This is a genomic window from Polyangium mundeleinium (assembly GCF_028369105.1).
GTDB lineage: Bacteria > Myxococcota_A > Polyangia > Polyangiales > Polyangiaceae > Polyangium > Polyangium mundeleinium.
In genome coordinates, this window is the sequence record NZ_JAQNDO010000001.1 from 5837784 (window position 1) to 5862225 (window position 24442).

At 71.0% G+C, this 24442-nt stretch carries 23 protein-coding genes; 21 read left to right on the top strand and 2 right to left on the bottom strand.

Annotation, left to right across the window (positions count from 1 at the left end):
• The first annotated feature begins 121 nt into the window (after positions 1 to 121).
• From POL67_RS23230 to POL67_RS23265, 8 genes are all read left to right on the top strand, one after another.
• Positions 122 to 592 (top strand): hypothetical protein, encoded by a 471-nt coding sequence (locus POL67_RS23230; RefSeq protein ID WP_271920595.1) that lies wholly within the window; start codon positions 122 to 124, stop codon positions 590 to 592.
• Positions 576 to 932 carry a hypothetical protein gene (locus tag POL67_RS23235; protein ID WP_271920597.1) on the top strand — a complete coding sequence of 119 codons (357 nt, stop codon included), beginning with the start codon at positions 576 to 578 and terminating at the stop codon, positions 930 to 932. Before POL67_RS23230 ends, POL67_RS23235 begins: the two co-directional genes overlap by 17 nt.
• A gap of 446 nt (positions 933 to 1378) precedes the next feature.
• On the top strand, positions 1379 to 2914 hold the full coding sequence (locus tag POL67_RS23240) for a M14 family metallopeptidase (protein ID WP_271920600.1): 1536 nt from the start codon (positions 1379 to 1381) through the stop codon (positions 2912 to 2914).
• Positions 2800 to 3123, top strand: a complete 324-nt coding sequence (locus POL67_RS23245) for a DUF8731 domain-containing protein (protein WP_506333372.1) — start codon at positions 2800 to 2802, stop codon at positions 3121 to 3123. The genes POL67_RS23240 and POL67_RS23245 overlap by 115 nt, the downstream gene beginning before the upstream one ends.
• 56 nt (positions 3124 to 3179) lie before the next feature.
• Positions 3180 to 4436 carry a hypothetical protein gene (locus POL67_RS23250; protein WP_271920604.1) on the top strand — a complete coding sequence of 419 codons (1257 nt, stop codon included), beginning with the start codon at positions 3180 to 3182 and terminating at the stop codon, positions 4434 to 4436.
• A 16-nt stretch (positions 4437 to 4452) separates the two neighbouring features.
• A complete protein-coding gene (locus POL67_RS23255) occupies positions 4453 to 5649 on the top strand; it encodes a kynureninase/PvdN C-terminal domain-containing protein (RefSeq protein WP_271920606.1) in 1197 nt (398 codons plus the stop codon).
• Entirely contained in the window at positions 5646 to 6596 is a 951-nt protein-coding gene (locus POL67_RS23260) for a GNAT family N-acetyltransferase (protein WP_271920607.1), read from the top strand. The genes POL67_RS23255 and POL67_RS23260 overlap by 4 nt, the downstream gene beginning before the upstream one ends.
• 44 nt (positions 6597 to 6640) lie before the next feature.
• Positions 6641 to 8617 (top strand): FTR1 family protein, encoded by a 1977-nt coding sequence (locus tag POL67_RS23265; protein WP_271920609.1) that lies wholly within the window; start codon positions 6641 to 6643, stop codon positions 8615 to 8617.
• On the opposite strand, the gene POL67_RS23270 is transcribed toward POL67_RS23265, so the two are convergent.
• Complete coding sequence (locus POL67_RS23270; protein ID WP_271920611.1) at positions 8614 to 9459, bottom strand: metallophosphoesterase; 846 nt, start codon at positions 9457 to 9459, stop codon at positions 8614 to 8616. The genes POL67_RS23265 and POL67_RS23270 overlap by 4 nt on opposite strands.
• A 155-nt stretch (positions 9460 to 9614) precedes the next feature.
• On the opposite strand from POL67_RS23270, the gene POL67_RS23275 reads away from it, so the two are divergent.
• From POL67_RS23275 to POL67_RS23330, 12 genes are all read left to right on the top strand, one after another.
• Entirely contained in the window at positions 9615 to 11363 is a 1749-nt protein-coding gene (locus POL67_RS23275) for a phosphoenolpyruvate carboxykinase (GTP) (RefSeq protein WP_271920613.1), read from the top strand.
• Positions 11364 to 11588: 225 nt separating this feature from the next.
• Complete coding sequence (locus tag POL67_RS23280; protein WP_271920615.1) at positions 11589 to 12158, top strand: GbsR/MarR family transcriptional regulator; 570 nt, start codon at positions 11589 to 11591, stop codon at positions 12156 to 12158.
• Between the two features lie 62 nt (positions 12159 to 12220).
• Positions 12221 to 13291 (top strand): polyprenyl synthetase family protein, encoded by a 1071-nt coding sequence (locus POL67_RS23285; RefSeq protein WP_271920616.1) that lies wholly within the window; start codon positions 12221 to 12223, stop codon positions 13289 to 13291.
• A 5-nt stretch (positions 13292 to 13296) separates the two neighbouring features.
• Complete coding sequence (gene aroF, locus POL67_RS23290; RefSeq protein ID WP_271920618.1) at positions 13297 to 14286, top strand: 3-deoxy-7-phosphoheptulonate synthase; 990 nt, start codon at positions 13297 to 13299, stop codon at positions 14284 to 14286.
• The gene (locus POL67_RS23295; protein ID WP_271920620.1) at positions 14283 to 15494 is read left to right on the top strand and encodes a hydroxymethylglutaryl-CoA reductase, degradative; all 1212 of its coding nucleotides are present in this window, start codon (positions 14283 to 14285) and stop codon (positions 15492 to 15494) included. The genes aroF and POL67_RS23295 overlap by 4 nt, the downstream gene beginning before the upstream one ends.
• Positions 15491 to 16231 (top strand): bifunctional demethylmenaquinone methyltransferase/2-methoxy-6-polyprenyl-1,4-benzoquinol methylase UbiE, encoded by a 741-nt coding sequence (gene ubiE, locus POL67_RS23300; RefSeq protein WP_271920622.1) that lies wholly within the window; start codon positions 15491 to 15493, stop codon positions 16229 to 16231. The genes POL67_RS23295 and ubiE overlap by 4 nt, the downstream gene beginning before the upstream one ends.
• Positions 16232 to 17641: an isochorismate synthase gene (locus POL67_RS23305; RefSeq protein WP_271920624.1), complete on the top strand. Its 1410-nt coding sequence runs from the start codon at positions 16232 to 16234 to the stop codon at positions 17639 to 17641.
• On the top strand, positions 17638 to 19419 hold the full coding sequence (gene menD, locus POL67_RS23310; RefSeq protein ID WP_271920626.1) for a 2-succinyl-5-enolpyruvyl-6-hydroxy-3-cyclohexene-1-carboxylic-acid synthase: 1782 nt from the start codon (positions 17638 to 17640) through the stop codon (positions 19417 to 19419). Before POL67_RS23305 ends, menD begins: the two co-directional genes overlap by 4 nt.
• The gene (locus POL67_RS23315; RefSeq protein ID WP_271920628.1) at positions 19416 to 20366 is read left to right on the top strand and encodes a 1,4-dihydroxy-2-naphthoate polyprenyltransferase; all 951 of its coding nucleotides are present in this window, start codon (positions 19416 to 19418) and stop codon (positions 20364 to 20366) included. The genes menD and POL67_RS23315 overlap by 4 nt, the downstream gene beginning before the upstream one ends.
• Positions 20367 to 20819, top strand: coding sequence for a hypothetical protein (locus POL67_RS23320; RefSeq protein WP_271920630.1), 453 nt, complete (start codon positions 20367 to 20369; stop codon positions 20817 to 20819).
• Positions 20732 to 21439 carry an enolase C-terminal domain-like protein gene (locus tag POL67_RS23325; protein ID WP_271920632.1) on the top strand — a complete coding sequence of 236 codons (708 nt, stop codon included), beginning with the start codon at positions 20732 to 20734 and terminating at the stop codon, positions 21437 to 21439. Before POL67_RS23320 ends, POL67_RS23325 begins: the two co-directional genes overlap by 88 nt.
• Positions 21421 to 22869, top strand: coding sequence for a class I adenylate-forming enzyme family protein (locus POL67_RS23330; RefSeq protein ID WP_271920634.1), 1449 nt, complete (start codon positions 21421 to 21423; stop codon positions 22867 to 22869). Before POL67_RS23325 ends, POL67_RS23330 begins: the two co-directional genes overlap by 19 nt.
• Here the strand turns inward: POL67_RS23330 and POL67_RS23335 are convergent.
• A complete protein-coding gene (locus tag POL67_RS23335; RefSeq protein WP_271920636.1) occupies positions 22832 to 23308 on the bottom strand; it encodes an acyl-CoA thioesterase in 477 nt (158 codons plus the stop codon). The two genes, POL67_RS23330 and POL67_RS23335, sit on opposite strands and share 38 nt — an antisense overlap.
• A 98-nt stretch (positions 23309 to 23406) precedes the next feature.
• Here POL67_RS23335 and POL67_RS23340 point away from each other — a divergent pair, with 98 nt between their 5' ends.
• Positions 23407 to 24438: a DUF933 domain-containing protein gene (locus tag POL67_RS23340; protein WP_271920638.1), complete on the top strand. Its 1032-nt coding sequence runs from the start codon at positions 23407 to 23409 to the stop codon at positions 24436 to 24438.
• Positions 24439 to 24442: the final 4 nt, after the last annotated feature.

Genomic DNA, 24442 nt, shown 5'->3' on the forward strand with positions numbered 1-24442 from the left:
CGCTGCGGACGGTGGCGCCGAGCTCGGAGGGCTCGCGTCCTTCGAGGTCGCGAAGAATGCTCTGGCCGAGGGCCGTGAGGCCGTCGTCGGTCTGCGGGGCGGCGAGGCTCACGGCGAGGGCTTGTACACACGCGGCGCGGGCGCGCGTGCCGAACGCGGGGCCGAGCTCCAGGCGGAGATCGGCGACGCTGTCGGCGACGGCGATCGGGTGGGCCGCGGTGATGGTTTCGAGCAGCGCTTCGGCGGCCTCGGGCTCGGCGTCGGCGGCGCGGGGCAGGCCCCAGACCATGGCGATGGCGAGGCCGGGATCTTCGCGCAGCAGGCCCGAGGCGAGGAGATCGCGGCTCGTGGCGAGGTTGTTCTCGGGGTCGACCGCGATGCTCGCGACGAGCGAGGTCGCGGCGCGGCGCCACTCGGTGGGCGTGAGGTTCGGCGCGAGGTGTTTGCGGATCTCGCGCTCGAGCTCGGGGAGCGCGCCGGAGAGCAGGCCACGCGCGGCGGCGACGTGGCGCCAGACGAGCGTCTCGCGATCGGCGAGGAGCAGGTGGTAGGCCTCGAGGACGACGTCGGGCGCGGTGGCGCGGCTCGATGAGGCGGGCGCGTCGGCGCTGAGGCCGCGGAAGAGGCGCAAGGCGTCGTCGTCGCCCTGGCTCGCGCGGCGCACGGCTTCGCGGGCGGCGCGTTCGAGCAGGCGCGCGGCGAGGCGGCGCTCGGGCAGCGAGCCGGTGGACGCGGTGCCGACCCAGTCGCGGGCGAGGTCGCGGCGCGAGACGAGCGCGAGCGCGAGCGGATCGACGGGGACATCGACGCTGCTTGGGAGCTGCAAGGCGAGGGCGATCCGCGCGCGCACGGGCGCACCGGCGAGGGCGCGGGCGCTGCCGAGGGCCATGCGCGTGGCGAGCGCGACGAACGTGGCGGCGCTGCCGTCATAGAGCTGGGCGAGGACACGGCGGCCGATCTCGCGCCGCTCCGGGCCGAGGGGGAGGGCGCCGGTGATCTCGTAGAGCGCGACGGCGGCGGCCGCGGGCGCGAGCCAGCCGAGGTCGTCGAAGAGCCCGTCGGCGAGCGCGACGCGGATGCCCGCGAGCAGGGCCTCGGCGGACAGGCCGTCGAGCGGCGGGGGGCCGTCGAGCGAGGCCTCGATCGCGAGCGAGGCGATGCTCTGCCGGAAGACGCTGCGGCGCGCGCTGCGATCTTCGTACCTGTGGAGCTCGAGCAGTCCGTCGAGGAATTCGGCGCGCGCGCGCAAGGATGTGCCTCTAGCCTTCGATCATTCCCTGGAACGACGGGCGTGGGCAACGTTTTTACCATCTTCTTCTCGTGGGGCAGGATTTCGCGCGCGCTTGCGAGGGGGCCCTCCGTTTGCGAGGGTGCAGACATGTCGAAGGATCTGGGCGAGGCGCGGGCGCAGCTCGAAGCGATGTCGGTGGGGTTTCGCGCGAGGTACGTGACGTACGACGAGCTCACGCGGCAGGTGCGGGCCTGGGCGGAAGGGTTTCCGGAGATCGTGCGGCTCCAGAGCCTCGGCAAGACGCTGGAGGGGCGCGACATCTGGCTGCTCGCGATCGGGCGTGATCCGGACGGCGATGGGCCGGCCGCGTGGGTGGACGGCAACATGCACGCGGTCGAGCTCGCCGGGTCGAGCGTGGCCCTCGCCATCGCCGAAGACGTGATCCGGAACCTGGTTTGTCCGACCGAAGCCTTGCACGATCTGCCCGCGCACCTGGGGGCGCTCTTGCGGCAGGACGTGGTGTTTTACGTGCTGCCGCGCATGTGCCCGGACGGCGCGGAGAGCGTGCTCTGCACGGGCGGTTATGTGCGATCGAACCCGCGCGACGATCGGCTCGGCCGGGGCGCGCCGTTCTGGAAGATCGGGGACGTCGACGGCGACGGGCTCGCGCTCTCGATGCGGCGGCTCGATCCGGCCGGGGATTTCGTCGGTTCGCCGGAGGATCCGGACCTCATGCTCCCGCGCCGCATCGAGGACGAGGGGCCGTTTTACGCGGTCTATCCCGAGGGCACGATCGAGCACTGGGACGGTTTTTTGATCCCGGCGCCGGACTACCTCTCGGACAACGCGGTCGACATGAACCGCAACTTTCCCTACGGCTGGGCGCCGGAGCCGCACCAGAAGGGCGCGGGCGCGTACGCCACGAGTGAGCCCGAGTCGCGCGCGGTCGTCGCGTTCACCTCGAAGCACCCGAACATCTTCGCGTGGGTGAACCTGCACTGCTTCGGCGGCGTGTACATCCGTCCGTCGGGGGAGAAGCCCGATAGCCGCATGGATCCCACGGATCTCACGCTCTACCGGACGCTCGCGCAGTGGGCCGAGGACGTCACCGGCTACCCCATGGTGAGCGGCTTCGAGGAGTTCCTCTACGAACCCGACAAGCCCCTCTGCGGTGACCTCAGCGCCTACGCCTACACGCAGCGCGGCGCGGTCTCGATGGTGTGCGAGTTGTGGGACTTCTGGAAGCAGGTCGGTCTGCCCGTGCTTCGCCCGTTCGTCTGGAACTACGAGCGGCGCACGCGGGAGGACACGCTTCGCATGGCCGCGTGGGATCGGGAGCACAACCAGAAGCGGATCATCGGCGCGTGGCGGCCGTTCGTGCACCCGCAGCTCGGGCCGTCGAGATCGGCGGGCACGATCCGCGCGTGGGCATCTGGAACCCGCCGCTGGATCGGCTCGGCGAGCTCTGCGAACGGCAGTCACGCTTTTTCCTGCGCCTCGCTTCGCTTTCGCCCCGACCGCGGCTCGTGGACGCGCGGGCCACGCGGATCGAAGGTGATCTCTGGGAGATCTCGGCCGTCGTCGAGAACCTCGGCTTCCTGCCCACGTTCGTGCTCTCGTCGGCGAAGAACCTGCCCTGGAACGACGTGGTGCGCGCGCAGATCTCGGTCGGTGAGGGCGTGACGCTCGTGTCGGGCGATCGCGAAGCGGTGGTGGGGCACCTCGAAGGCTGGGGCGCGGTGGATCCGATGAGCTCGCCCGGGTTTCCACGGACGGGCGGTGGTCCGCGGCGCGGGCGCGTTCGGTGGATCGTGCGTGGGCACGGGGGCGTCACGATCCACGCGGGTTCGCCGCGCGTGGGCAAAGTGGAAGCGCGCCTGGAAGTGGGATAAAGCAGGCTCGGCCGCCGCCGGAGTTCGGTCGGGCCGGCTGTGGAGGGTGTTTCGTGATGTCGAGGTCACTCCTGGGGTTGCCGCTCGCCGGCCTGCTCGCTTTTTCGCTCGTCGCGTGTGAATCCAAGGACACCCCGCCGGTGCCCGCGCCGGAGAAGGTCGACGAGGCAAAGGCGAAGGCGGACGCGCTGAAGCCCGAGGCGAAAGCCGAGCCGAAGGCCGAGGCTGAAGCGAAGCCCGAGGAGGCGCCGAAGCCCGAGGAGGAGGCGAAGGCGGAGGCGCCGAAGGACGAGCCCAAGGCCGACGAGAAGGCGAAGTCGGAGCCAAAGGAAGAAGCGAAGGCGGCGGCGCCGAAGGGCGATACGAAGCCCGCGGCCGACGTGGCCGCGAAGACCTCGGTGCCCGACGCGCCGAACGGGATCTTGCCCAAGGGCGTCGCGGACAAACTCGTCCCGACGGGCGGCCGGCCGGTCGTGCGGCTGCTCGTGGCGGGCGGCGAGCCGCGATCGGCTGCGTCCTACGCGCTCGTGAAGGGCACGTCGAAGCCGCTGCGCATGGGCATGGCGCTCGAGATGGCGATGAGCGCGGCGGGCATGAACCTGCCGCCCACGAAGATGCCGCGCATGGTCATGACGTTCGACTTCTCGACCGGCGACAAGAAGGGGAACGACTGGCCGATCGAGGGCACGTTGAAGGACGTCGCGGTCGAGTCGCAGGGGGCAGGGCAGGACAAGATCGCCGAGGCGCTGCGTCCGCAGCTCGAGCCGATCAAGGGGCTCGGGATGCGGTACTTCGTCGACGAGAAGGGCCGCGTCCACGACGTGACCATGAGCATGCCGAAGGCCGTGCCGCAGGCGGCGCAGCAGATGATGACGGGCATGACGCAGTCGATCGAGTCGATGATGGCGCCGCTGCCGGACGAGGCCGTGGGCGCAGGCGCGAAGTGGGAGGTCCTCGGCCGGCTCACGGCGAACGGCGCGGATCTCCTGCAGGTCTCGACGTTCACCTTGAAGGAGCGCAAGGGCGACGTGCTCACGCTGGACGTCGCGGTGAAACAGCTCGCGGCGAAGGACACGGTGACGCCGCCGGGCATGCCCCCGGGCGCGTCGGCGCGGCTCGTCGCGTTCAAGTCGCAGGGCAGCGGCACGAGCGTGCTCGACACGACGGACGTCGCGCCGACGGGCGGCTCGATGACCGTGAAGAGCGCGATGACGCTCGAGGTGCAGATCAGCGCGGGCGGCAAGACCGAGAAACAAAACACCTCGGTCGACACGAGCGTGACCGTGTCGTATTCGCGGCCCGGCGCGAAGTGATCGAGGAGGCAGGCGCATGAGCGACGAGGCGGGGCGGGCGCTGGATCTCGGCGCGTTTCGGGCCGCGTACGGCCGGTTCTTGACGGGCGATCGCGTGCTGCTCACGGGCCACTCGCACCAGGCGTGGCCCGATGTGTCGCGCGCGGCGATGATCGAGGCGTTCGACGACGCCGCGCGGTTCGTGGACGACAAGTGGTCCCGCGCGGTCTTCCCGAAGATGGAGTCCGTCGGGCGCCGGATCCTCGGGCGGCTCGGCTTCGACGAGGGGGACGCGATCGCCTTCGGCAAGAGCACGCACGAGCTCGTCACGCGATTGCTCTCGTGTTTCCCGCTCGCCTCGGCGCCGCGCGTGGTCACGACGCGGTCGGAGTTTCATTCGTTGCACCGCCAACTATCGCGGCTCGCGGAGGACGGCCTGCGCGTCACGTGGGTCGACACGGCGGATCGCGAGAGCCTCGTGGATCGTTTCCTCGAAGCGATCGTGCCCGGCACGAGCCTCGTCGCGCTCTCGGCCGTGCTCTTCGAGGACGCGTTCGTCGTGCCGCGGATCGGCGAGATCGCGGCGCGGGCGGTGGAGGTCGGCGCTGTCCCGCTCGTCGATGCGTACCACGGGTTCAACGTGGTGCCGATCGCGTGGGGACCTGCGAAGGACGCGCTCTTCGTGACGGCCGGCGGCTACAAGTACGCGCAGCTCGGGGAGGGGATCTGCTTCTTGCGGTTCCCTGCAACGACAAACCTTCGGCCGGCGGACACCGGCTGGTTCGCGCATTTTTCGGCGCTCGAAGGCGAGCGCACGGAGACCGTGGGGTACGGGCCGGGCGGCGCGCGGTTCTCGGGCGCGACGTTTGATGCCACGCCGGTCTATCGCGCCGACGCCGTGCTCCGGCACTGGGACGCGTTCGGGCTCGACGTTCCGGCTCTCCGCGCGATCTCGCTGCGGCAAACACGCAGCATCCTCGCGACGCTCGACGCGGCGGGGATCGCCGAGCACGTGGCATCGTCACGCGTGGACGAGCGGCGCGGAGCTTTTGTTGCCGTACGATCTCCTGGTGCTGGGCGGGTCGTCGAGCGGCTCCGCGCGCGCGGGATCTTCGTCGACTCGCGCGGCGAACTCGTGCGGATCGGCCCCGCGCCTTACCTCACGGACGACGAGATCGAGCGCGGCACGCTCGCCGTCGCCGAGGAGATTCGCCGGGAGGTCGCGTCGTCGTGAGCCGCATCTACGTACCTCAGCTCGATGATGCGCTCGTCGCTGAAGCGGCGCGGCAGACGCACGTGATCTGGTCGGGCGGCCGTTCGGTCGACGCGTACATCGAGGCCCAGCGCGCGCAACTTCGCCGCGCCGGGCCTGCGATCCTGCGGTACACGGGCCTGCTCGACGACACGGGGCGGCTCGTCGCAGGCATCAAGCGGTACGGCCTGTCCGTGAGCGTTCCTGGCGGCGGCAAGGCCCCGGGCGTGGGCATCGGCGCGGTCTTCACGCGGCCCGAAGCGCGCGGGACCGGCGCCGCGAGCGAGCTTCTTCGCGCCGTGCTCGAAGAAGCGCGCGCGAACGGCGTCGCGCTCGCGCTTCTTTTTTCGGACATCGATCCCGGTTTCTACGAGCGGCTCGGCTTCGTCGCGTTGCCCGCGCTCGAGCACACGACGACCACCTCTGCGCTCCCCGCGGAAACGTCGCTCGACGTGCGTCCTTCCACGCCCGAGGACGAGCGCTGGATGCTCGACACGTACGACGCGTCCTGGGATCCGTCGTTCGTGCGGCCCGCGCGCACGCTCGAGATCCTGCGGTACTTCCGCTTCCGCAACCACGGCGATCTCGGCTGGATCCTGCGCCGGGACGGGCGCGACGTCGGTTATGTGCTCGCCGCACTCCACGGCGGCAACCGCGACGACGGCGCCGAACCGCCGCCCCGCACGTTGTGGGTCGACGAGTGGGCCGCGCCCGGGATCCCGCGGGACGACATCCTCGGCGCCCTCCGACGGATCGCGTTCACCGAGGGCGCCGCGCACGTCGCGAGCTGGCTGCCTCCGCCCCTCGAAGGCGAACCGTTCGTCGCAAGAAACCGCCCCACGGCGATCGCGATGGTGCTTGCACTCGGCGGGGGTTTTCCCATGATCGATCCCGGAAAAACGTTTTTCGGGTCCTTGGATCACTTCTGATCCAGCCCTTGCAACGTTTCACGGTTTCGGTACTCTTGTTGAACATGATTGTCATCTTCGCCCGTCTCCGGTCGCTCGTGGCGCTGCTCGCGGCGGCGCTGGTGCTCGTGACCGCGCCCCTCGCGAGGGCGGACTACGGCGATCCGCCCGAGGTCGAAGCGCAGCGCCTCGTGCACGTGCTCGGCTACGTGGGCGCGGACTACGGCGGGGCCGTGGACCACGGCGCGATCACGAACCAGGGCGAGTACGACGAGCAGCTCTCGCTCCTCGACGACGGTGCGAAGATCGCCGGGAGGATCCAGCCCGCGCTGCCCGCTGACGCGCCGCGCGTGGATCTGCCTTCGCTCGTCGGCAAGGTGCGCACGCTCGTCGACAAGAAGGCGCCCGCGAGCGAGGTGACGGCAGCGACGCTCGATGCGCGCACGGCGATCCTCGGCGCGTTTCGTCTCGCAGAGGCGCCCGCGGCGGCCCCGAACGCCGAGCGAGGCCGTGCGATCTTTCAGAAGCACTGCACCGAGTGTCATGGCGAGCAAGGCCGCGGCGACACGCCGAAGGCCGCGACGCTGAACCCGCGGCCCGCGAACTTCTGGGATCCGGACGTGGCGGACGGCATGACGCCCTTCCGCGTCGCGAGCACGGTGCGCTTCGGCGTGCAGGGCACCGCGATGGTGCCGTTTTCGCAGCTCAGCGAGGCCGAGCGGTGGGACGTCGCGTTTTATGTCGTCTCGCTGCGCCACACGGAGGCGCCCGCGGACGGATCGCCGACGTACGCGCTCGGGGAGCTCGCGACCCGCCCGGATGCGTCGCTGCGCGAGGAGCTGCTCTCCGCGGGTATCCCGCAGGATCGTGTGTCCGCGACGCTCGCGGACCTTCGCAAGCGCGCGCCGTACGAGGATCGCGCGGCCCGCTCGCCGCTCGCGCTCGCGCGGGCGAAGCTCGATCGGGCGCGCGTCGCGCTGCAGCGCGGCGATCGCGAGGGCGCGAAGGGGCAGATCATCGACAGCTACCTCGAAGGCGTCGAGCCGGTCGAGGCGCAGCTCAAGTCGATGGACGCCGGCGTCGTGGCGCGGATCGAGGATCACTACATGGGCCTACGCGCCGCGCTCGATCGCGGCGAGACGCCGGCCGAGCTCAACGCTTCGATCAGCCGCACGCTCGCGGAGCTCACGGCGGCCGAGTCGCGGCTCAAGGAAGGTGCGAAGCGGACGAGCTTCGTGTCCACGGCGATCTCGAGCGGCGGCATCGTCGTGCGCGAGGGCGTCGAGGCTGCACTGCTCGTCGCGGCGCTGCTCGGCCTCGCGGCGCAGGCGGGCCACGCGGACAAGAAGCGCTACGTCCACGCGGGGTGGGCCGTGGCGATCGTCCTCGGCATGCTCACGTTCCTCCTCTCACTCCGGCTCGTCACGATCTCGGGCGCGAAGCGCGAGCTCATCGAGGGCATCACGGCCCTGCTCGCGACGGCCGTGCTCTTCTACGTGAGCTACTCGCTGCTCGCGAAGCGCGAGGTCCAGCGCTGGATGCGCTTCCTCAAGGAGCACATCTCGCCCCGCAAGGCGGCGCTCTCGCTCTTCGGCGTCTCGTTCCTCGCGGCCTACCGCGAGGCGTTCGAGACCGTCCTCTTCTACCAGGCCCTGCTCGCATCCGACGCCTCGTCGCTCGCGGCCGTCGTGGGCGCCGCCGTCGGCGCGGTCGTGCTCGTGATCATCGTCTCGGCGTACACCCGGGCCGGACGTTTCGCGCCGCCGCAGGTCTTCTTCCGCATCTCGAGCTACCTGCTTTACGGTCTCGCGGTCGTGTTCATCGGCCAGGGCCTCTCGGCGTTGCAGATGGCGGGCGTCGTGCCGGCGCACCGCGTCGGCCTGCCGAGCGTGCCCGTCGTCGGCTTCTACCCGACGCTGGAGACGATCACCGCGCAGCTCATTCTCCTCGCGCTCGCGGTGGGCGCGTACGTGTGGAACAAGCGCTCGCCCGCAGCCGGCCCCCCGCCGCGTGGCGCCACGCCGGCGCCGGCGAAGGGCTAGAACGCGACCCGGTGAACCGCTGGGGCCCCCGGGTGCAAGAGCCGGAGGCCTCGGCGGGCCACATCCTCGGCGTTCGCCGCGGCCTCCGCGAGATCCCACTCCAGATACATCTTGTCCCCATCGAAGCAGCCGAAGCTCGTCGACACGCAGAGCATCGGCTCACGATCGATCGCGTAGCCCGTCCGCGCGACGTCATGGCCGTACACGGCGACGCGCGCGTTCGGATGGATGGCGCGCAGGAAGGCCCAGGCGCGCTCGGACGAGGTCGTCCGAGCCCAAAGCAATGCGCCGAGCGTCCCGCGGGCGGCCATCTCTTCGAGCGTCAGGCCCGTACACCCGTCGAGCGACAGGTTCTCGAGATCGTCGCGGCTCTGGATGCGCGCGTGCGGCGCCGCATGCAGCATGACGAGCTGTGCCTTCGGGGCCACCGCGACGAACGGCCATGTTCGGAACCAGGTGCGCATCGCCAGCGTGCCCTCGTCACCGAGCAGCTCCTCGAGCCGCATCGCTTCGTCCGGGAAGAACTTCGCGACGATCGGGCCGCCCACGTGCGCGTGCTCGTGATTGCCGAGCAGATAGTGAACACGCCCCGGGTACCTGTTTTGCAAGTCCCGCGCTCGTTCGAGCACCTCCGGCGAGTCGCCTTCGTAGTAGCTGCCGAGGTAGTCGGGCCAATCCATCTCGGCGAGCTCGGGCCCATGTACCAGGTCGCCCGTGACGACCAGGACGGCCCCGTCCGGCTCGCGGGCGGCGCGTTCGAAAATGGCAGCAATACGCTCGAAGTCGTCCACGTGACCCTGCAGGTCCGTGGCGACGATGAGCTTGCCGCGTTCTGGAAGCACGACGACGCGTCGCACAGCGGCCGAGAGTACCGCACTTCGGCCATCTTGCCCGGGAAAGCGCGCACGCCCTCGTCACATCGGGCGATGTGATCGCGATTCCCCGCGGAATCTCACCCGGTAGCGTCTCGCTGGCCTGGGGGCTACTCTACCGCGCCATGAACAATCAGAGCCTTTCCGCGTGGGTCGACGAGGTGGCCCGCCAGACGGAGCCCGACCGCGTGGTGTGGTGTGATGGTTCCGAGGAAGAGTATCGCGGCCTCGTGCAGGCCATGCTCCGGGACGGCACGCTGCACGAGCTCGACCAGGCAGCGTACCCCGGGTGTTACCTGCATCGGAGCCATCCGTCCGACGTGGCGCGCACCGAGCACTTGACCTTCATCTGCTCGGATCGGGCCGAGGGCGCTGGGCCGACGAACAACTGGATGTCCCCTGCGGACGCACGCGAGACGGTCGGCCGGCTTTTCGACCGCTCGATGCGCGGACGGACGATGTACGTGGTCCCGTACCTGATGGGCCCGGTCGGCTCGCCCGCTTCGAAGGTCGGCGTCGAGGTCACGGACAGCGCTTATGTCGCGGCCAGCATGCGGATCATGACGCGCATGGGGAAGGTCGCGCTCGATCACCTGGGCGCGTCGACGGACTTCTGCCGGGGCCTGCACTCGCTCGGCGACCTCGATCCGAACCGCCGCTTCATCGCGCATTTCCCCGAGGAGCGCCTCATCTGGAGCGTGGGCTCGGGCTACGGCGGCAACGCGCTGCTCGGCAAGAAGTGCTTTGCGCTGCGCATCGCGAGCACGATGGCGCGCGACGAGGGCTGGCTTGCGGAGCACATGCTCATCATGGGGCTCGAGGATCCTGCGGGGAACGTCACGTACATCTGCGCTGCGTTCCCGAGCGCATGCGGCAAAACGAACCTGGCGATGCTCGTGCCGCCCGCGAGCCAGCAGGGCTGGAAGGTGTGGACCGTCGGCGACGACATCGCGTGGCTGCGCGTCGGCCCCGATGGTCGGCTCTGGGCGGTCAACCCCGAGGCAGGCTTCTTCGGCGTCGCCCCTGGCACGAGCCGGAAGACGAACCCGAATGCGCTCGCCACGGTCCAGCGCAACACGATCTTCACGAACGTGGCGATGACGCGGGACCGGCAGCCATGGTGGGAGGGCATGGACGGCCAGGTGCCGGCCGATCTCATGGACTGGCAGGGACGGCCGTGGACACCCACGAGCAAGGAGCCCGCGGCGCACCCGAACAGCCGTTTCTGCGCGCCGGCGAAGCAGTGTCCGTGTGTCTCGTCGCTGATGGAGGCGCCGGAGGGCGTGCCGATCAGCGCGTTCGTGTTCGGCGGCCGCAGGGCCAAGCTCGCTCCGCTCGTGTATGAGGCGCGCGACTGGGCGCACGGCGTGTATCTCGGCGCGTCGATGGCCTCGGAGACCACGGCGGCGGCCACGGGGAAGGTGGGCGTCGTGCGCCGTGACCCGATGGCGATGCGCCCGTTCTGTGGATACAACATGGGCGACTACTTCGGGCACTGGCTCGAGCTGGGGCGCGGGCGCCCGGCCTTCCCGAAGGTCTTCCACGTGAACTGGTTCCGCACGAACGATGCGGGCAAGATCCTCTGGCCCGGCTTCGGCGAGAACCTGCGCGTGCTGCGCTGGATCAACGAGCGCGTGCACGGCCGCGCGAAGGGCCGCGAGACCGCGCTCGGCATCTTCCCGAACGAGGGCGAGATCGACACGAGCGGGCTCGATCTCCCGGCGTCGGCGATGGATGATCTCTTCTCGATCGATCGCGAAGCGTGGCTCGCGGATCTCACCGATCAGGAGGCGTTCTTCGGATCGTTCGGCGACAAGATGCCCGAGGAGATCTGGCGCGAGCACCGCACGCTCCGATCGCACCTCCAGACCTGAAGCGATCGCTTCGCGAAGCTTCTCCCGCGGCCTCGGCGACATCGTCGGGGTCGCGTCGTTTCCATCCTGCGCATCGACGTTTTGGCGGCATTTCGCGCCGCGTCGTCACGCTGCGCCGTCGCTCCGACGCGGTGCGCTGCGCGTGAAATGTCTGCGCTCCATCTTGACCGCACCTTGCTTTGCCGCTACCTGCACCTTCAAAATCTTTTGAAAGTTCATTCTGCCATGTCCGAACGTGAGACCCCGAGACAGGACGACGGCCACGAGGCCGAGCTCATCGCAGCCGAGGCGATCGGCGACGTGATCGAGCACTGGGGGTTTCGGCGTGTCCTCGGGCGTGTGTGGACGATCTTGTTCATCGCGGCGGAGCCCTTGCCCGCGGCCGTCATCGGCGAGCGGCTGAGCCTGTCGGCCGGGGCGGTGAGCATGTCGCTCACCGAGCTCCAGCGCTGGGGCGTGGTCCGCCGCGTGTTCAAGCCGGGCGAGCGCAAGGAGTACTTCGAGGCCGAGACGGACTTCTGGAAGATGATCTCGAAGGTCTTCGACGAGCGCGAGCGGCTGCTCGCCGAGTCGGTGCGTGCGCGGCTCGAACGCGCGGTCACCATGCTCGAAGCTCGCCCGCGCCTGCCGGGCGCCGAGCAACGCGCCGATCGGGTGCGCCGGCTGCTCTCCTTCGTCATCGTCGCGGAGACCGCGCTCGACGGCTTCATCCGATCGCGCCGTGTGGACTTCTCGCCTTTCGGCGACCTCATCCGTTTTCCGCTTCGCGTGGCGACACGCAAGCGCAAGGCCTAGCCATCTCGAGACCCTTCGGTCCGGGGACGGCGCGGAAACGCCGTGCCCCGGCGGGAGAACCCATGTCGATCGCAACGTATCCCATCCAGCGCGTCCCGCATCACGACGTCGTCGGAACCCTCGAGCGTGGCTGCCAGGAGCACGGCCTCGATCCGCTCGCGGGCAAGCTCGCGGAGCTCCGCCTCTTCCTCGCGAAGGACCTCGACGAGGTCGATCGCGCCATCGCGGCCGTGGGGCTCGGGGCAGAGACGCCGGCCCAGGCGAGCGCGCGGCACCTGCTCTCGCAGGACGGCAAGCGCCTGCGGCCCATCGTCGTCGCGCTCGCGGCGCACGTGGGCAAGGGCTTCAACGACGCGGCGCGCGCCTACGCCGTGGCCGTCGAGCTCGTCCACAACGCGACGCTCCTGCACGACGACGTCGTCGACGTTGGCGCGCGAAGGCGCGGCGCCGACGCAGCGCGCGTCATCTACGGCAACGCCGCGAGCATCTTCGGCGGCGACTGGCTGCTCGTGGAAGCGCTCTGCCGCATTCAGCGCGCGGGCAGCCCCGAGGTCCTCACGCGCATGCTCGATGTCATCAAGGAGATGGTCATCGCCGAGTCGATGCAGCTCGCGCGGCGCGGCAAGCTCGACACGAGCGTCAGCGACTATTTCCACATCGTCGACGGCAAGACGGCCTCGCTCTTCCGATGGGCGATGTTCGCGGGCGGGCGCGCCGGCGGCGTGAGCGACGAGGGCTGTGAGGCGCTCGTCGATTACGGCAAGAAGCTCGGCGTCGCGTTCCAGCTCGTCGACGATGTGCTCGACGTCGCGGGAGATCCCGAGGCCACGGGCAAGACGCTGCTCGCGGATCTCGGCGAGGGGAAGATGACGTACCCCTTGCTCTGCGCGCTCGAACGTTGCCCGGAGCTCGTGCCGCTGCTCGAAGCGGTGTGCGCAGGCGAGGAGGTCGGGCCCGAGGTGGGCGGTCGTGTGGCCTCGCAGCTTCGCTCGTCGGGCGTGGTCGACGAGTGCCTCGCGCTCGCGCGGAAGCTCTGCGAGGAGGCCATCGCAGGGCTCTCGTCAATCCCGGATGGAGTCGCCAAGAGTGCGCTCGTGACCGTCGCGCGCGCGACGCCCGAGCGCAGGAGGTAAGCGCCATGATCGTGTCCTTGAAGAGCGGCGCCGACGCGGCGAACGTGCTCAGGGAGCTCACGGGGCGGGGGCTCTGGGTCTCGCGCGTGGAGCGCAGCGCATCGGGCAACGCCGTGCATTACGTGATCGCGCCGCACTCGCAGCTGGCGGATCCCGAGGAGCTCGCGCGGATCGACGGCGTCGCCGAGGTGACGACGCCCAAGCCCGCGCACCCGTTGGTCTCGGCGCAGGGCCCCGTCGTCGACGTGGGCGGCTTGAAGGTCGGTACGGACAAACCGGTCTTCATGTGCGGCCCGTGCAGCCTCGAATCCGAGGCGCAGGTGCACGAGACGGCCTCCGTGCTCTCGTCGCTCGGCGTCTCGTTCATCCGCGGCGGGGCGTTCAAGCCGCGGACGAGCCCCTACGCGTTCCAGGGCCACGGCGACGTCGCGCTCGAATGGGTGCGGCGCGCGGCCGACGCGGCGGGGATGCGGGTCGTGACCGAGGCGCTTGGCGAGGGGCACGTCTCCGCGGTCGCCGCGTATGCGGATCTCGTGCAGGTCGGCTCGCGCAACATGCAGAATTTTTCGCTGCTCAAGGCGATCGGCAAGACGGAGAAGCCGGTGCTCCTGAAGCGCGGCATGTCCGCGACGATCGAGGAGTGGTTGCTCGCGGGCGAGTATCTGCTCTCGCATGGATCGAAGGGCGTGATCTTCTGCGAGCGAGGGATCCGCGGGTTCGACGACTCGACGCGGAACCTGCTCGACATCGGAGCCGTCGCGCTCCTCCGGTACGTGCATCGGCTGCCGGTCGTGGTGGATCCCTCGCACGGCCTCGGGCGGCGGGATCTCGTCGCGCCGCTCGGACGCGCAGCGCTCGCGGCGGGCGCGGCGGGCCTCATGATCGAGACGCACCCGGATCCGTCGACGGCACTCTCGGACGGCCCGCAGGCGGTGCCGCTTGGCGAGCTCGGCTCGCTGCTCGGTCGGCTGGTCTCGGCGGAGGAAGCACGATGAAGCGCGCGATCACGAGCCGCATCAGCAAGTTCTACGAGCGCTCGCCCGAGGCGCGCCTCGTCGTGCTGCGCGAGATGGGCGCCGTCGACGACGTCTCGTTCGCGCACCTCGCGCGGGGCGGGTTTCTCGACGTGACGGTGGCCGATCACATGAGCGAGAACGTGATCGCGACGCACGCGCTGCCGCTTGGCGTGGGCCTGAACTTCCTGATCAACGGCCGCGACGTCCTCGTGCCGATGGCCGTCGAGGAGCCGAGCGTCGTGGCCGCGGCGTCGAACGCGGCGCGCATGGTGCGCGCCTCGGGCGGGTTCTCGGGCGAGGCGGATCCGCCGATCATGACGGCCCAAATCCAGCTCGATGACGTGCCCGATCCGACCGCGGCCTGCGCGCGCATCCTCGAAGCGCGAGCGCGGCTCTCTGCGCTCGGCGATGCGTCGATCCCGCGCATGGTGGCCCGCGGCGGCGGCGTGCGTGATCTCGACGTGCGGGTGCTCGACGAGGCGCTCGGCGTGATCGTGCTGCACGTGCACGTCGACGTGGGCGACTGCATGGGCGCGAACACGGTCGACACGGTGGCCGAGGCCATGGCGCCCGCCGTGCACGCGATCACGGGCGGGACGATGGGGCTCCGGATCCTCACGAACCTGCCGCTGAGGCGCCTCGTGCGGGTGCGCGCGGAGGTGCGCGACGAGGACGTGGGCGGATCGGAGCTCGCGAGCGGCATCGCGCGCGCCAGCCGCTTCGCCGAGCTCGATGTTTTTCGCGCCGTCACCCACAACAAGGGCTTCATGAACGGCCTCGACGCGGCCGCGATCGCGCTCGGGCAGGATTTTCGGGCAATCGAGGCGGGTGCGCACGCGTTTGCCGCGCACCGCGGGTCGTACCGGCCGCTCAGCACGTGGAAGCGCAAGCCCGGCGGGCTCGTCGGCGAGGCGGAGCTGCCGCTCGCAGTGGGCACGGCCGGGGGCCTGTCGAGCGCGCATCCAGGCGTGCGCGCGGCGCTCGACATGCTGGGCGCGGCGACGGCGGGCGAGCTCGCCGTGGTGCTCGCGTCGGTCGGGCTCGCGTCGAACCTCGCGGCGCTGCGCGCGCTCGCGGGGGAGGGCATCCAGCGAGGTCACATGCGCCTGCATGAGCGGAAAAACCACGTGCAGGCCAGCGATCCGCCGCCCGCGCCGAGCGGGCCGCGAAGCGAGGTGGGACGATGAGCCAGGAGACGACGAAGGTTCCGCGCGCAGGCAGCGGCGAGATGTTCGACGCGATCGCGGCGCGTTACGACCTCTTGAACCGGATCCTCTCGCTCGGGATGGATCAAGGCTGGCGGCGCCGCGCCGTCGAGGCGCTCGCGCTCCGGCCGGGCGCGCGCGTGCTCGATCTCGCCACGGGGACCGCGGACCTCGCGATGACCATCGCCAAGGCGCACCCCGACGCCACGGTGATCGGTCTGGATCCGTCGAGCGGCATGCTCGCCGAGGGCGCGCACAAGATCGCGGCGGCCGGCCTCGAAGGCCGCGTCACGCTGCGCATCGGTGACGCGCAGGCCTTGCCGTTCGAGGACGCGAGCGTCGATGGCGTGGCCATCGCGTTCGGCATCCGCAACGTGCCCGACAGGGCAAAGGCCCTTCGCGAGATGGCGCGCGTCACGCGGCCGGGCGGGCGTGTCGTCCTGCTGGAGCTCTCCGAGCCTCGCGCTGGCGTGATGGGCCTGCTCGCGCGCACGTACGTGCACGAGATCGTCCCGCGCATCGGCGCGGCGCTCTCCGGGGCGAAGGAGTATCGCTACCTGCAGCGCTCGATCGAGGCGTTTCCGTCTCCCGACGTCTTCTCGCGGATGATGGGGGAGGCGGGGCTCTCCGTGCTCGAAGCTTCGCCGCTCACGTTTGGTGTCGCGCACCTCTTCGTGGGCACGCCGCTCGGGGAAAGGGCGCGTCGGGAGGAGGTATAGGTGTCTTCGGGCCTTGGGGCAGACCTCCTCGCGCGCCTTTCACGGGCGACGAGGAGAGGTGCGGGATCGGCCGGGGAGCTCCTGGCCGTCGTGGCCCCGGCGCCGGTCGTGCCTGCGGCCCGGCTCGTCGCCGCGTGTACGTCCGCCGCGCCGATCGTGTTGTTTCAGGCCCCTCCACGCGAGGGCGAGGAGCCGATCGGCGTCGTGGGCTTTGGGGAGATCGCACGGGTCGAAGGGAGCGGATCGGAGCGTCTCGCGCAGGTCACGAGCGCGGCGCGGAGGATCTTCGCGTCGCTGCGCGAGGAGCGCGATGCGGACGCGGGCGGCGCGCCCGGGCCGCGGTTCGTCGGGGGTTTGTCCTTCCGGACCGAGGCGTATCACGCGCCGCCGTGGTCCGCGTTCGCGGATGCGAGTTTTTCCCTTGCGCGGTGGATGTACGTGGCACGCCCTGGCGAGGCTTGGCTTTGGCTTCTGGTGCGCGACGGAGATCTCGCGTCGGAGCGTGCTGTGATCGAGGCCGAGCTCGCGTCGATCGAAGCGGCCTTCGTGGCCTCCGCGCAGCCTGCGCAGGACGCGCCTCCGCGTGGGGCAGGGGAGGGCGCGCGGCTTGAAGGAACGAGCCATGAGGCGTTCTGCTCCCTTGTGCGCGAGGCGCTCGACGCCATCCGTGCGCGCGAGATCGACAAGGTCGTCCCTGTCGCCGCGACGCGCGTTTGTCCGGTCCGTCCGCTCGACGCGCGTGTTGCCCTCTCGCGGATCGCGGAGGCGTACGTCGAGACCACGCGGTTCGCCGTGCAGCGCGGGGAGCGCGTCTTCCTCGGCGCCTCGCCCGAGCGGCTCGTCTCGCGCCGCGGCCGCGTCGTCAGCACGGACGGGCTCGCGGGCACGGTGCGACGTGGCGCCGACGACACGTCCCTCGTGCGGGCGCTCCTCGCGAACCCCAAGGAGCGACGCGAGCACGCCCTCGTCGTGGAAGCGATCGCGGCTGTGCTCGCCCATCGTTGCGACACGCTCGACGTCCCTGAAGCCCCGTCGATCCGCAGCCTGCCCAACGTCCACCACCTGTGGACGCCGATCCGCGGCGTCCTGCGCGACGACACGCACGTGCTCGCGCTCGTCGAGGCCTTGCACCCGACGCCCGCCGTCTCGGGCACGCCGCGGGATCATGCGACCGCGTGGATCGCCACGCACGAGCCCGACGCGCGCGGTTGGTACACGGGCGCCGTCGGATGGTTCGACGCCGCCGGGGACGGCGATTTTGCGGTTGCCATCCGCGCCGGACTCGTCGCGCCGGATGAGGCCTGGCTCTACGCGGGCGCCGGGATCGTCGAGGGGTCGGATCCGCCGGCCGAGTACGCCGAGACCCGCGCCAAGCAAGCTCCGATGCTCGCGGCCCTGGGAATCCAATGAGCACGAACGAGCACCTCACCTGGGCCGAGACCTTCATGGCCGCGCTCGCCGCCGCCGGCGTGCGTGACGTCGTGGTTTGTCCGGGCTCCCGCTCCACGCCCCTCGCGCTCGCCGCCGACGTCACGGCGGGCCTGCGGATCCACACGGCGGTCGACGAGCGGGCCGCGGCCTTTTTCGCGCTCGGTCAGGCCCGCGTGACCCGCCTCCCGAGCGCCGTGCTCTGCACCTCGGGCACGGCCGGCGCGCACTTCACGCCCGCCGTGATCGAGGCCTCGCAGAGCCACGTCCCGCTCCTCCTCGTCACGGCCGATCGGCCCTGGGAGGCGGTCGATGTCGCCGCGTCGCAGACGATCGATCAGACGAAGCTCTTCGGCGCGCACGTGCGCTTCTTCGTGGAGCTCGGCCTGCCCGATCTCGGCGCGCCCCGGGAAGCCCCGGCCCGCGTCGCGCTCCACGCCGCGGCCCGCACCCTCGGCCCCGATCCGGGCCCCGTGCACGTAAATGCGCGCTTTCGCAAGCCGCTCGAGCCTTCCCAGCCGTGGCCCGATGCCGACCGATCCACGCGCCTCACCGACGTCCTCCGCCGCGGCACGACCCGCGTCTTTGCGCCCCGAACCGCCGCCCCGCCCGAGGCCCTCGAGGCCCTCGCCGAGCTCGCCTCCCACACGGAACGAGGCCTCATCGTCTGCGGCCCTGCGCCCGTCGATCGCCCCGAAGCCCCGCTGCGCGAAGCTGCCGTCGCCCTCGCTCGTGCCACGGGCTTCCCCCTGCTCGCCGAGACCACGAGCCAGGCCCGCTTCGGCTCCGCCGCGCCGGACGTCGTCGCCTGCGCCGCCTTCGACACCCTCTTGCGGGATCCCGCCTTCGCCGCGCGCCACGCCCCCGACCTCCTCATCGAGCTCGGCGCGCCCGCCACGTCTCAGGGATACGCCGACTACCTCGCGAAGCACCCGACCGCCGCGCGTTACGTCATCGCGCCCCACGGCTGGAACGATCCCTCCCAGGACGCGACGGCCCTCGTCCTCGCCGATCCCGCCGAGACCGCCCGCGCCCTCGCCGCGCGCCTCGGCCCTGCGCGCCGGTCCTCGCCGAGCCTGTGGGCCGAGAGCTTCCGCCGCGCCGACGCCCTCGCCTGGTCCCTCGCCGAGGCCCATGCCTCCGCGGCCCACCTCACCGAGGCCGCCGTCGCTCGCCTCGTCATCGCTGGTTGCCCTGCGGATGCGCTCTTCTCGGTCGGCAACAGCTTGCCCGTCCGTGACGTCGACCTGTGGGCCCCGCCTCGTCCGAGCCCGCTCGGCGTCCTCCACCAGCGCGGCGCCAGCGGCATCGACGGCCTCGTCGCCTCCGCCGCCGGCGCGGCCACCGTCGCCGGCAGGCCCGTCGTCCTCCTCCTCGGCGACACCAGCGTCCTGCACGACCTCACGAGCCTCGCGCTCGCGCGCCGTGCCCCCGTCCCCCTCGTCGTCGTCGTCGTCCAGAACCAGGGCGGCCGCATCTTCGAGCGCCTCCCCATCGCCCGCGCCGTCGACGTCGATCGCTTCGATAAGTACTTCACGATGCACGAGCCTGTCGATCTCGCGCCGGCCGCGGCGGCCTTCGGCGTTCGGTTCGCCCGGACGGACACCGAGTCGGCCTTCGTCCGCGCGTTCGCCGAGGCCCTCAAGACGCCCGGCGCGACGCTGATCGAGGCGGTGGTCCCGCCGGACGATGGCCGAGCGCGTGTCACCTGCTTCCGGAGCGAGCTCGCTGCCACGCTCGCCCGCGAGGATCTTTCATGAGCCCCGACAAGACTGCGACCCTCGGGCCCTTGCCTTCCGTCGCCTCCGCGCCCCCGGTTCGCCCCGGCTCGGCCCGCGCCTGGGTGCTCGCTTGCCGGCCCGCCACCTTGACCGCCGCTGTCGTCCCCGTCGCCGTTGGCAGCGCCGTCGCCCACGCGAGCGGCTCGTTCCGTGTCCTGCCCGCCCTCGCGGCCCTGCTTGGCTCGATCCTCATCCAGATCGCCACGAACTTCGCGAACGACGTCTTCGACCACGAGAAGGGCGCCGACACCGAGGAGCGCCTCGGCCCGACCCGCGCGACCGCCACCGGCCTGCTCACGCCGCGCGAGGTCCGCATGGGCCTCGCCGTCACGATCGCGCTGGCCCTGCTCCCCGGCCTCTACCTCGCGTCCGTGGGCGGATGGCCCATCGTCGCCATCGGCATCACCTCGATCCTCGCCGGCATCGCCTACACCGGCGGACCGTACCCGCTCGGCTACCACGGGCTCGGCGACGTCTTCGTCTTCCTGTTCTTCGGCCTCGTGGCCGTCTGCGGCACGGCCTTCGTCCAGGTCGGCGGCGTCCCACCGCTCGCCATTCTCGGCGCCGTGCCCGTGGGCGCCCTTGCCACCGCGATTCTCGTCGTCAACAACGTCCGCGACCGCGAGACCGACGTGAAGGCCGGCAAGCGCACGCTCGCCGTGCGCTTCGGCCGCCGCGCCGGCATCCTCGAATACGCCGCGCTCCTCGCCGCCTCCTACGCCGCGCCCGTCGTCTGCGTCGCCTCCCTCGGCCGTTCCCCCTGGGCGCTCTTGCCGCTCGTCTCCTTGCCCCTCGCCCTCGGCTTGCTCCGCGCCCTCGCGACCCAGGAAGGCCGCCCGCTGAACGCTGTCCTCGCGCGTACGGCGATGTTGCTGCTGCTCTTCGGCATCCTGTTCAGCGTCGGGCTCGTGGTCGGGGGCGCGTAGGTGCGGATCCAGGGCGGCGCCGCGCATCCGTCGTACGGGCCGAACCGCCAGTTCGTGCGCCTCGGCCTCCGCGATGAGCACAAGCGCCTCGGGATCGGCGAAGCCTCCCCCTTGCCCCCGTTTGCCGCGGACGTCGCCTCGGTCCTCGCCGTCATCCTCGGCGAAGCCCTCCCGAACCTCGCCACGATCCGGGACGATCTCCCGCCGCGCGAAGCCGTCGCCGCCGCGATGGCGCCCGTCGAGCGCGCCCTCGCCCCGTACCCCGCGGCGCGTTTTGCGCGGAGACCGCCCTCTTCGACGTCGTGGGCCTGCGCCGTGGCCTCTCCGTCGCTGCCTGCCTCGCCGGCGCGGATCGCCTGGCCACCGTGCCCACGAACGCCCTGCTCGACGCTTCGGCGCCCGACCTCGTCGAGCGCGCCCGGGGGTTCGCCGAAGCCGGCGTCCACGCCGTGAAGGTCAAACTCCGCGCGCGGGACGAGGCTGGCTTCGCGCGGGAACTCACCGCGCTCCGGGCCTTGCGTGAGGCCCTCCCGCCGCCGTTCGAGCTCCGCCTCGACCCGAACGGCGCCTGGACGATTCCCGAGGCCCAGGAATACCTCGCCCGCCTGGCCGAGGTCGCGCCTCGGTACGTCGAGCAACCTGTCCCGGCCGCGCTCTTGCCCGACCTCGGCCCCGCGGCCGTCCCCTGGGCCGCCGACGAGTCCCTGCTCCTCCCGGGCATGCCCGAGCGCCTTGCGCGCGCCGCGGGGTGTGCTGCGTTCATCCTGAAGCCTGCTGCCCTCGGGGGCCTCGAACGGGCGCTCGCCGTCGCCGCGATCGGCGCCGCAGCGGGCCTCGACCTCGTCGTCACGCACTTCGCCGACGGTCCCGTGGGCCTCGCCGCGGCTGCCGAGCTCGCGCGTGCCTTGCCCAAACCGCCGCTCGCTTGTGGGCTGGAACCCCACGCGGGGCTGTCGACGTATCCGGCGATGGCGATCCCGCAGCGCGGGCGGCCGGGGACGGTCCGAGAGGCGGCACTCCCGGGCCTCGGCTTCTCGGAGGAGGCCCGAAATCGATGGATCACGACGGACTGAGCCTTGAAGCGATCCGGGAGCCCGGAATCACGACGCAGCCGGCGCTGATCGAGGACGGCCGCGTGACCTCGTTCGGCGAGCTCGCGGCCCACGTCGAATGCGTCGCGTCATCGCTTGTGGCCCAAGGACTCGGCCCTGGATGTCGCGCCGCGTTGCGAACGACGTGTGATGCCGGCACGGTCGTCACGATCCTCGCCCTGATCGAGCTCGGCGTCGCCCTCGTCCCGATTCACCCGCGGCTGACCGATGCCGAGGTGCGGGTTATCACCGAAGATGCGCACCCGGATCTTCAGATTTCGCCTTTCATCCTAGGTGATAACCTTCTGAAATCTGGATCCTTTCCGCGCACAAGGCCCGATCCGTCCACGCCCCTCGCGATTCTCTACACCTCGGGCACGACGGGCCGTCCGAAGGGCGCCGTCCTCTCCCGCGGAGCCTTCGCTGCCAGCGCTGAGGCCAGCGCCAAGAACCTCGGCTGGACCCCCGACGACCGCTGGCTCGCCTGCATGCCCCTCGCCCACGTCGGTGGCCTCTCCATCGTGACGCGTTGCATCGCGGCCCGTAGGCCCATCGTCCTCGAACCCCGCTTCGACCCCGACGCCGTCCTCCGCGTCATCCGCCGTGAGCGCGTCACCCTGCTCTCGGTCGTCCCCACCATGCTCCGCGCCCTCTTCGACGCCGACCGGGACGGCATCCTCGCCACGCTCCGCCTCGTCCTCGTCGGCGGAGCCGGCGCGCCCCCCGCGCTCCTTGAAGAGGCCGCCGCCCGCCGTGTCCTCGCCCTCACGACCTACGGCCTCACCGAAGCCTGCTCGCAGGTGACCTGCCAGCCCCTCCGAGCCGCCGGGACCACCGAGCCAGGATCTGGAAAAGCACTCCCCGGTGTAGACGTCCGCACCATCCGTGACACCGGCACTCCCGCGGATCCCGGTGAAGTCGGCCGCATCCAGGTACGCGGACCCACGCTCATGAGCGGTTACCTCGCCGGACCCGGCGAGCCTCTGCGCCCATCGCTCACCGCGGACGGATTTTTCGACACCGGCGACCTCGGCGCCCTCGACGAACACGGCCGCCTCTTCGTCCACGCCCGCCGCACGGACCTCGTCGTCACCGGCGGCGAGAACGTCTACCCGGCCGAGGTCGAGCAGGCCCTCGAAGCGCTTCCCGGCGTCACGCGCGCCGTGGTCTTTGGCGTCCCCGACGAGCGCTGGGGCCAGATCGTCGCCGCCGGCCTCGCCCTCGACCCGCCCGACCCGGCCCGCGCCGCCGCCCTCGTCGCCGAAGTCGGGGCGCGCCTCGCCCCCCACAAGCGCCCGCGCCTCGTCGCCGCCGTCGCGTCCTTGCCACTCACGGCCTCGGGCAAGCTCGATCGCGCCCGCGCCGTCCGCGAGCTCAGCCCGCGCCTTTCGCCTGTGCCCCGACGGCTGTGAGCGCCGCCACGGTCTCCGCCGGGAGGCCCCTCGACCGGAACGTCTCCCGATCGATGCACACGTGCACCGCCTGCCCGACCGCGAGCACGCGCCCCTCGGGCGAGCGCACCCGCGCCCCCACGTGCAGCGACCGCTCGCTCAGCGTGAGCCGCACGATCTCCACGACCACATCGTCGCCGAACCGCATCGGCCCGAGATAATCCGCCTCCGCGTGCCCGAGCGGCATCCCCCACTTGCCCTCCTGCAAGACGCCCGGGAGGTCGATGCCGGCGCGTCGGAGGAGGCTCAGGAACGCGTCGTGGAAGTACTCGAGCACGCGGGCGAAGTAGATGATCCCGGCGGCGTCGACGTCCTGGAAGCGCACCGGCCGAGGTTCGGCATGAAGGACCGTGGTGGCGTGGACGAGATCGTCGGGGGAGAAGCGGGGTCTGTCGGACATGGCCGGGAGCGTACCGCAAGCGTGGGGAGCGGACAGCCGGCCGGAGATGGTATCGTCGCACACGCACGAAGCAGGGGACTTCGGAAAGAGGGGCGAGGATGCACGTAGGAATCTGCGGTTACCCGGGTTCAGGCAAGACGACGGTCTTTCGGGCGCTCGCGCCCGGCGGCAAGGCAGATCGCGAGATCGCCTACGGCAACATCAAGGTGCCCGACGCGCGCGTCGACTTCCTCTCCGCGATCTTCAGCCCGAAAAAGACGACCTTCGCGGAGATCACGTTCGTCGACGTCGGCAGCGGCACGCGCTCGGGCGGCGCCTTCCCGCCTGCGGTGCTCCAGGGCATGCGCAACGCCGACGTGATCGTGCACGTCGTGCGAGGCTTCGAGAACCCCTCGCTCACCACGCCGCCCGACCCGCCGCGCGACGAGAAGGCGTTCGACGAGGAGCTGCTCCTGCTCGACCTCGGCACGCTGGAGAAGCGCAAGGAGCGCTTCAAAAAAGAGTCGAAGAAGGGCCCCGAGGTCGAGGTGAACACGAAGATGATCGAGCACCTCGAGAAGAGCGAGCCCTTGCGCACGCTGGAGCTCTCGGAGGAGGAGCTGCGCGCGCTCGGCCCTGGGATCCAGCTCCTCTCGATGCAGCCGCTCATCACGCTCTACAACCTCTCCGAGGACGCGTGGAACGACCCGGCCCGCGCGCACCTGCGCGAGACGACGCACGGCAAGCAGTGGGTGAAGATGGCGCTCTGCGGCTCGATCGAGGCGGAGATCGCGGCCTTGCCGGCCGAGGAGCAGAAAGATTTCCTCGAAGGACTCGGCCTCGGCGAGCCCGCGCGGAACGTGTTCGTGCGCGAGGCCTACCGCCTGCTCGACTACATCAGCTTCCTGACCGCGGGCCCCGACGAGTGCCGCGCCTGGCCGATCCGCCGCGGCACGAACGCAAAGCGCGCCGCGGGCAAGGTGCACTCCGACCTCGAACGAGGTTTTATTCGTGCGGAGATCTACCGGCCGGAGGACCTGGAGATCGCGCGCACCGAGGCCGCGCTGAAGGCCCAAGGCAAGATGCGGCTCGAAGGGAAGGACTACGTCGTCAAGGACGGCGACGTCGTGCACTTCCGAGCGGGTACATGATCCT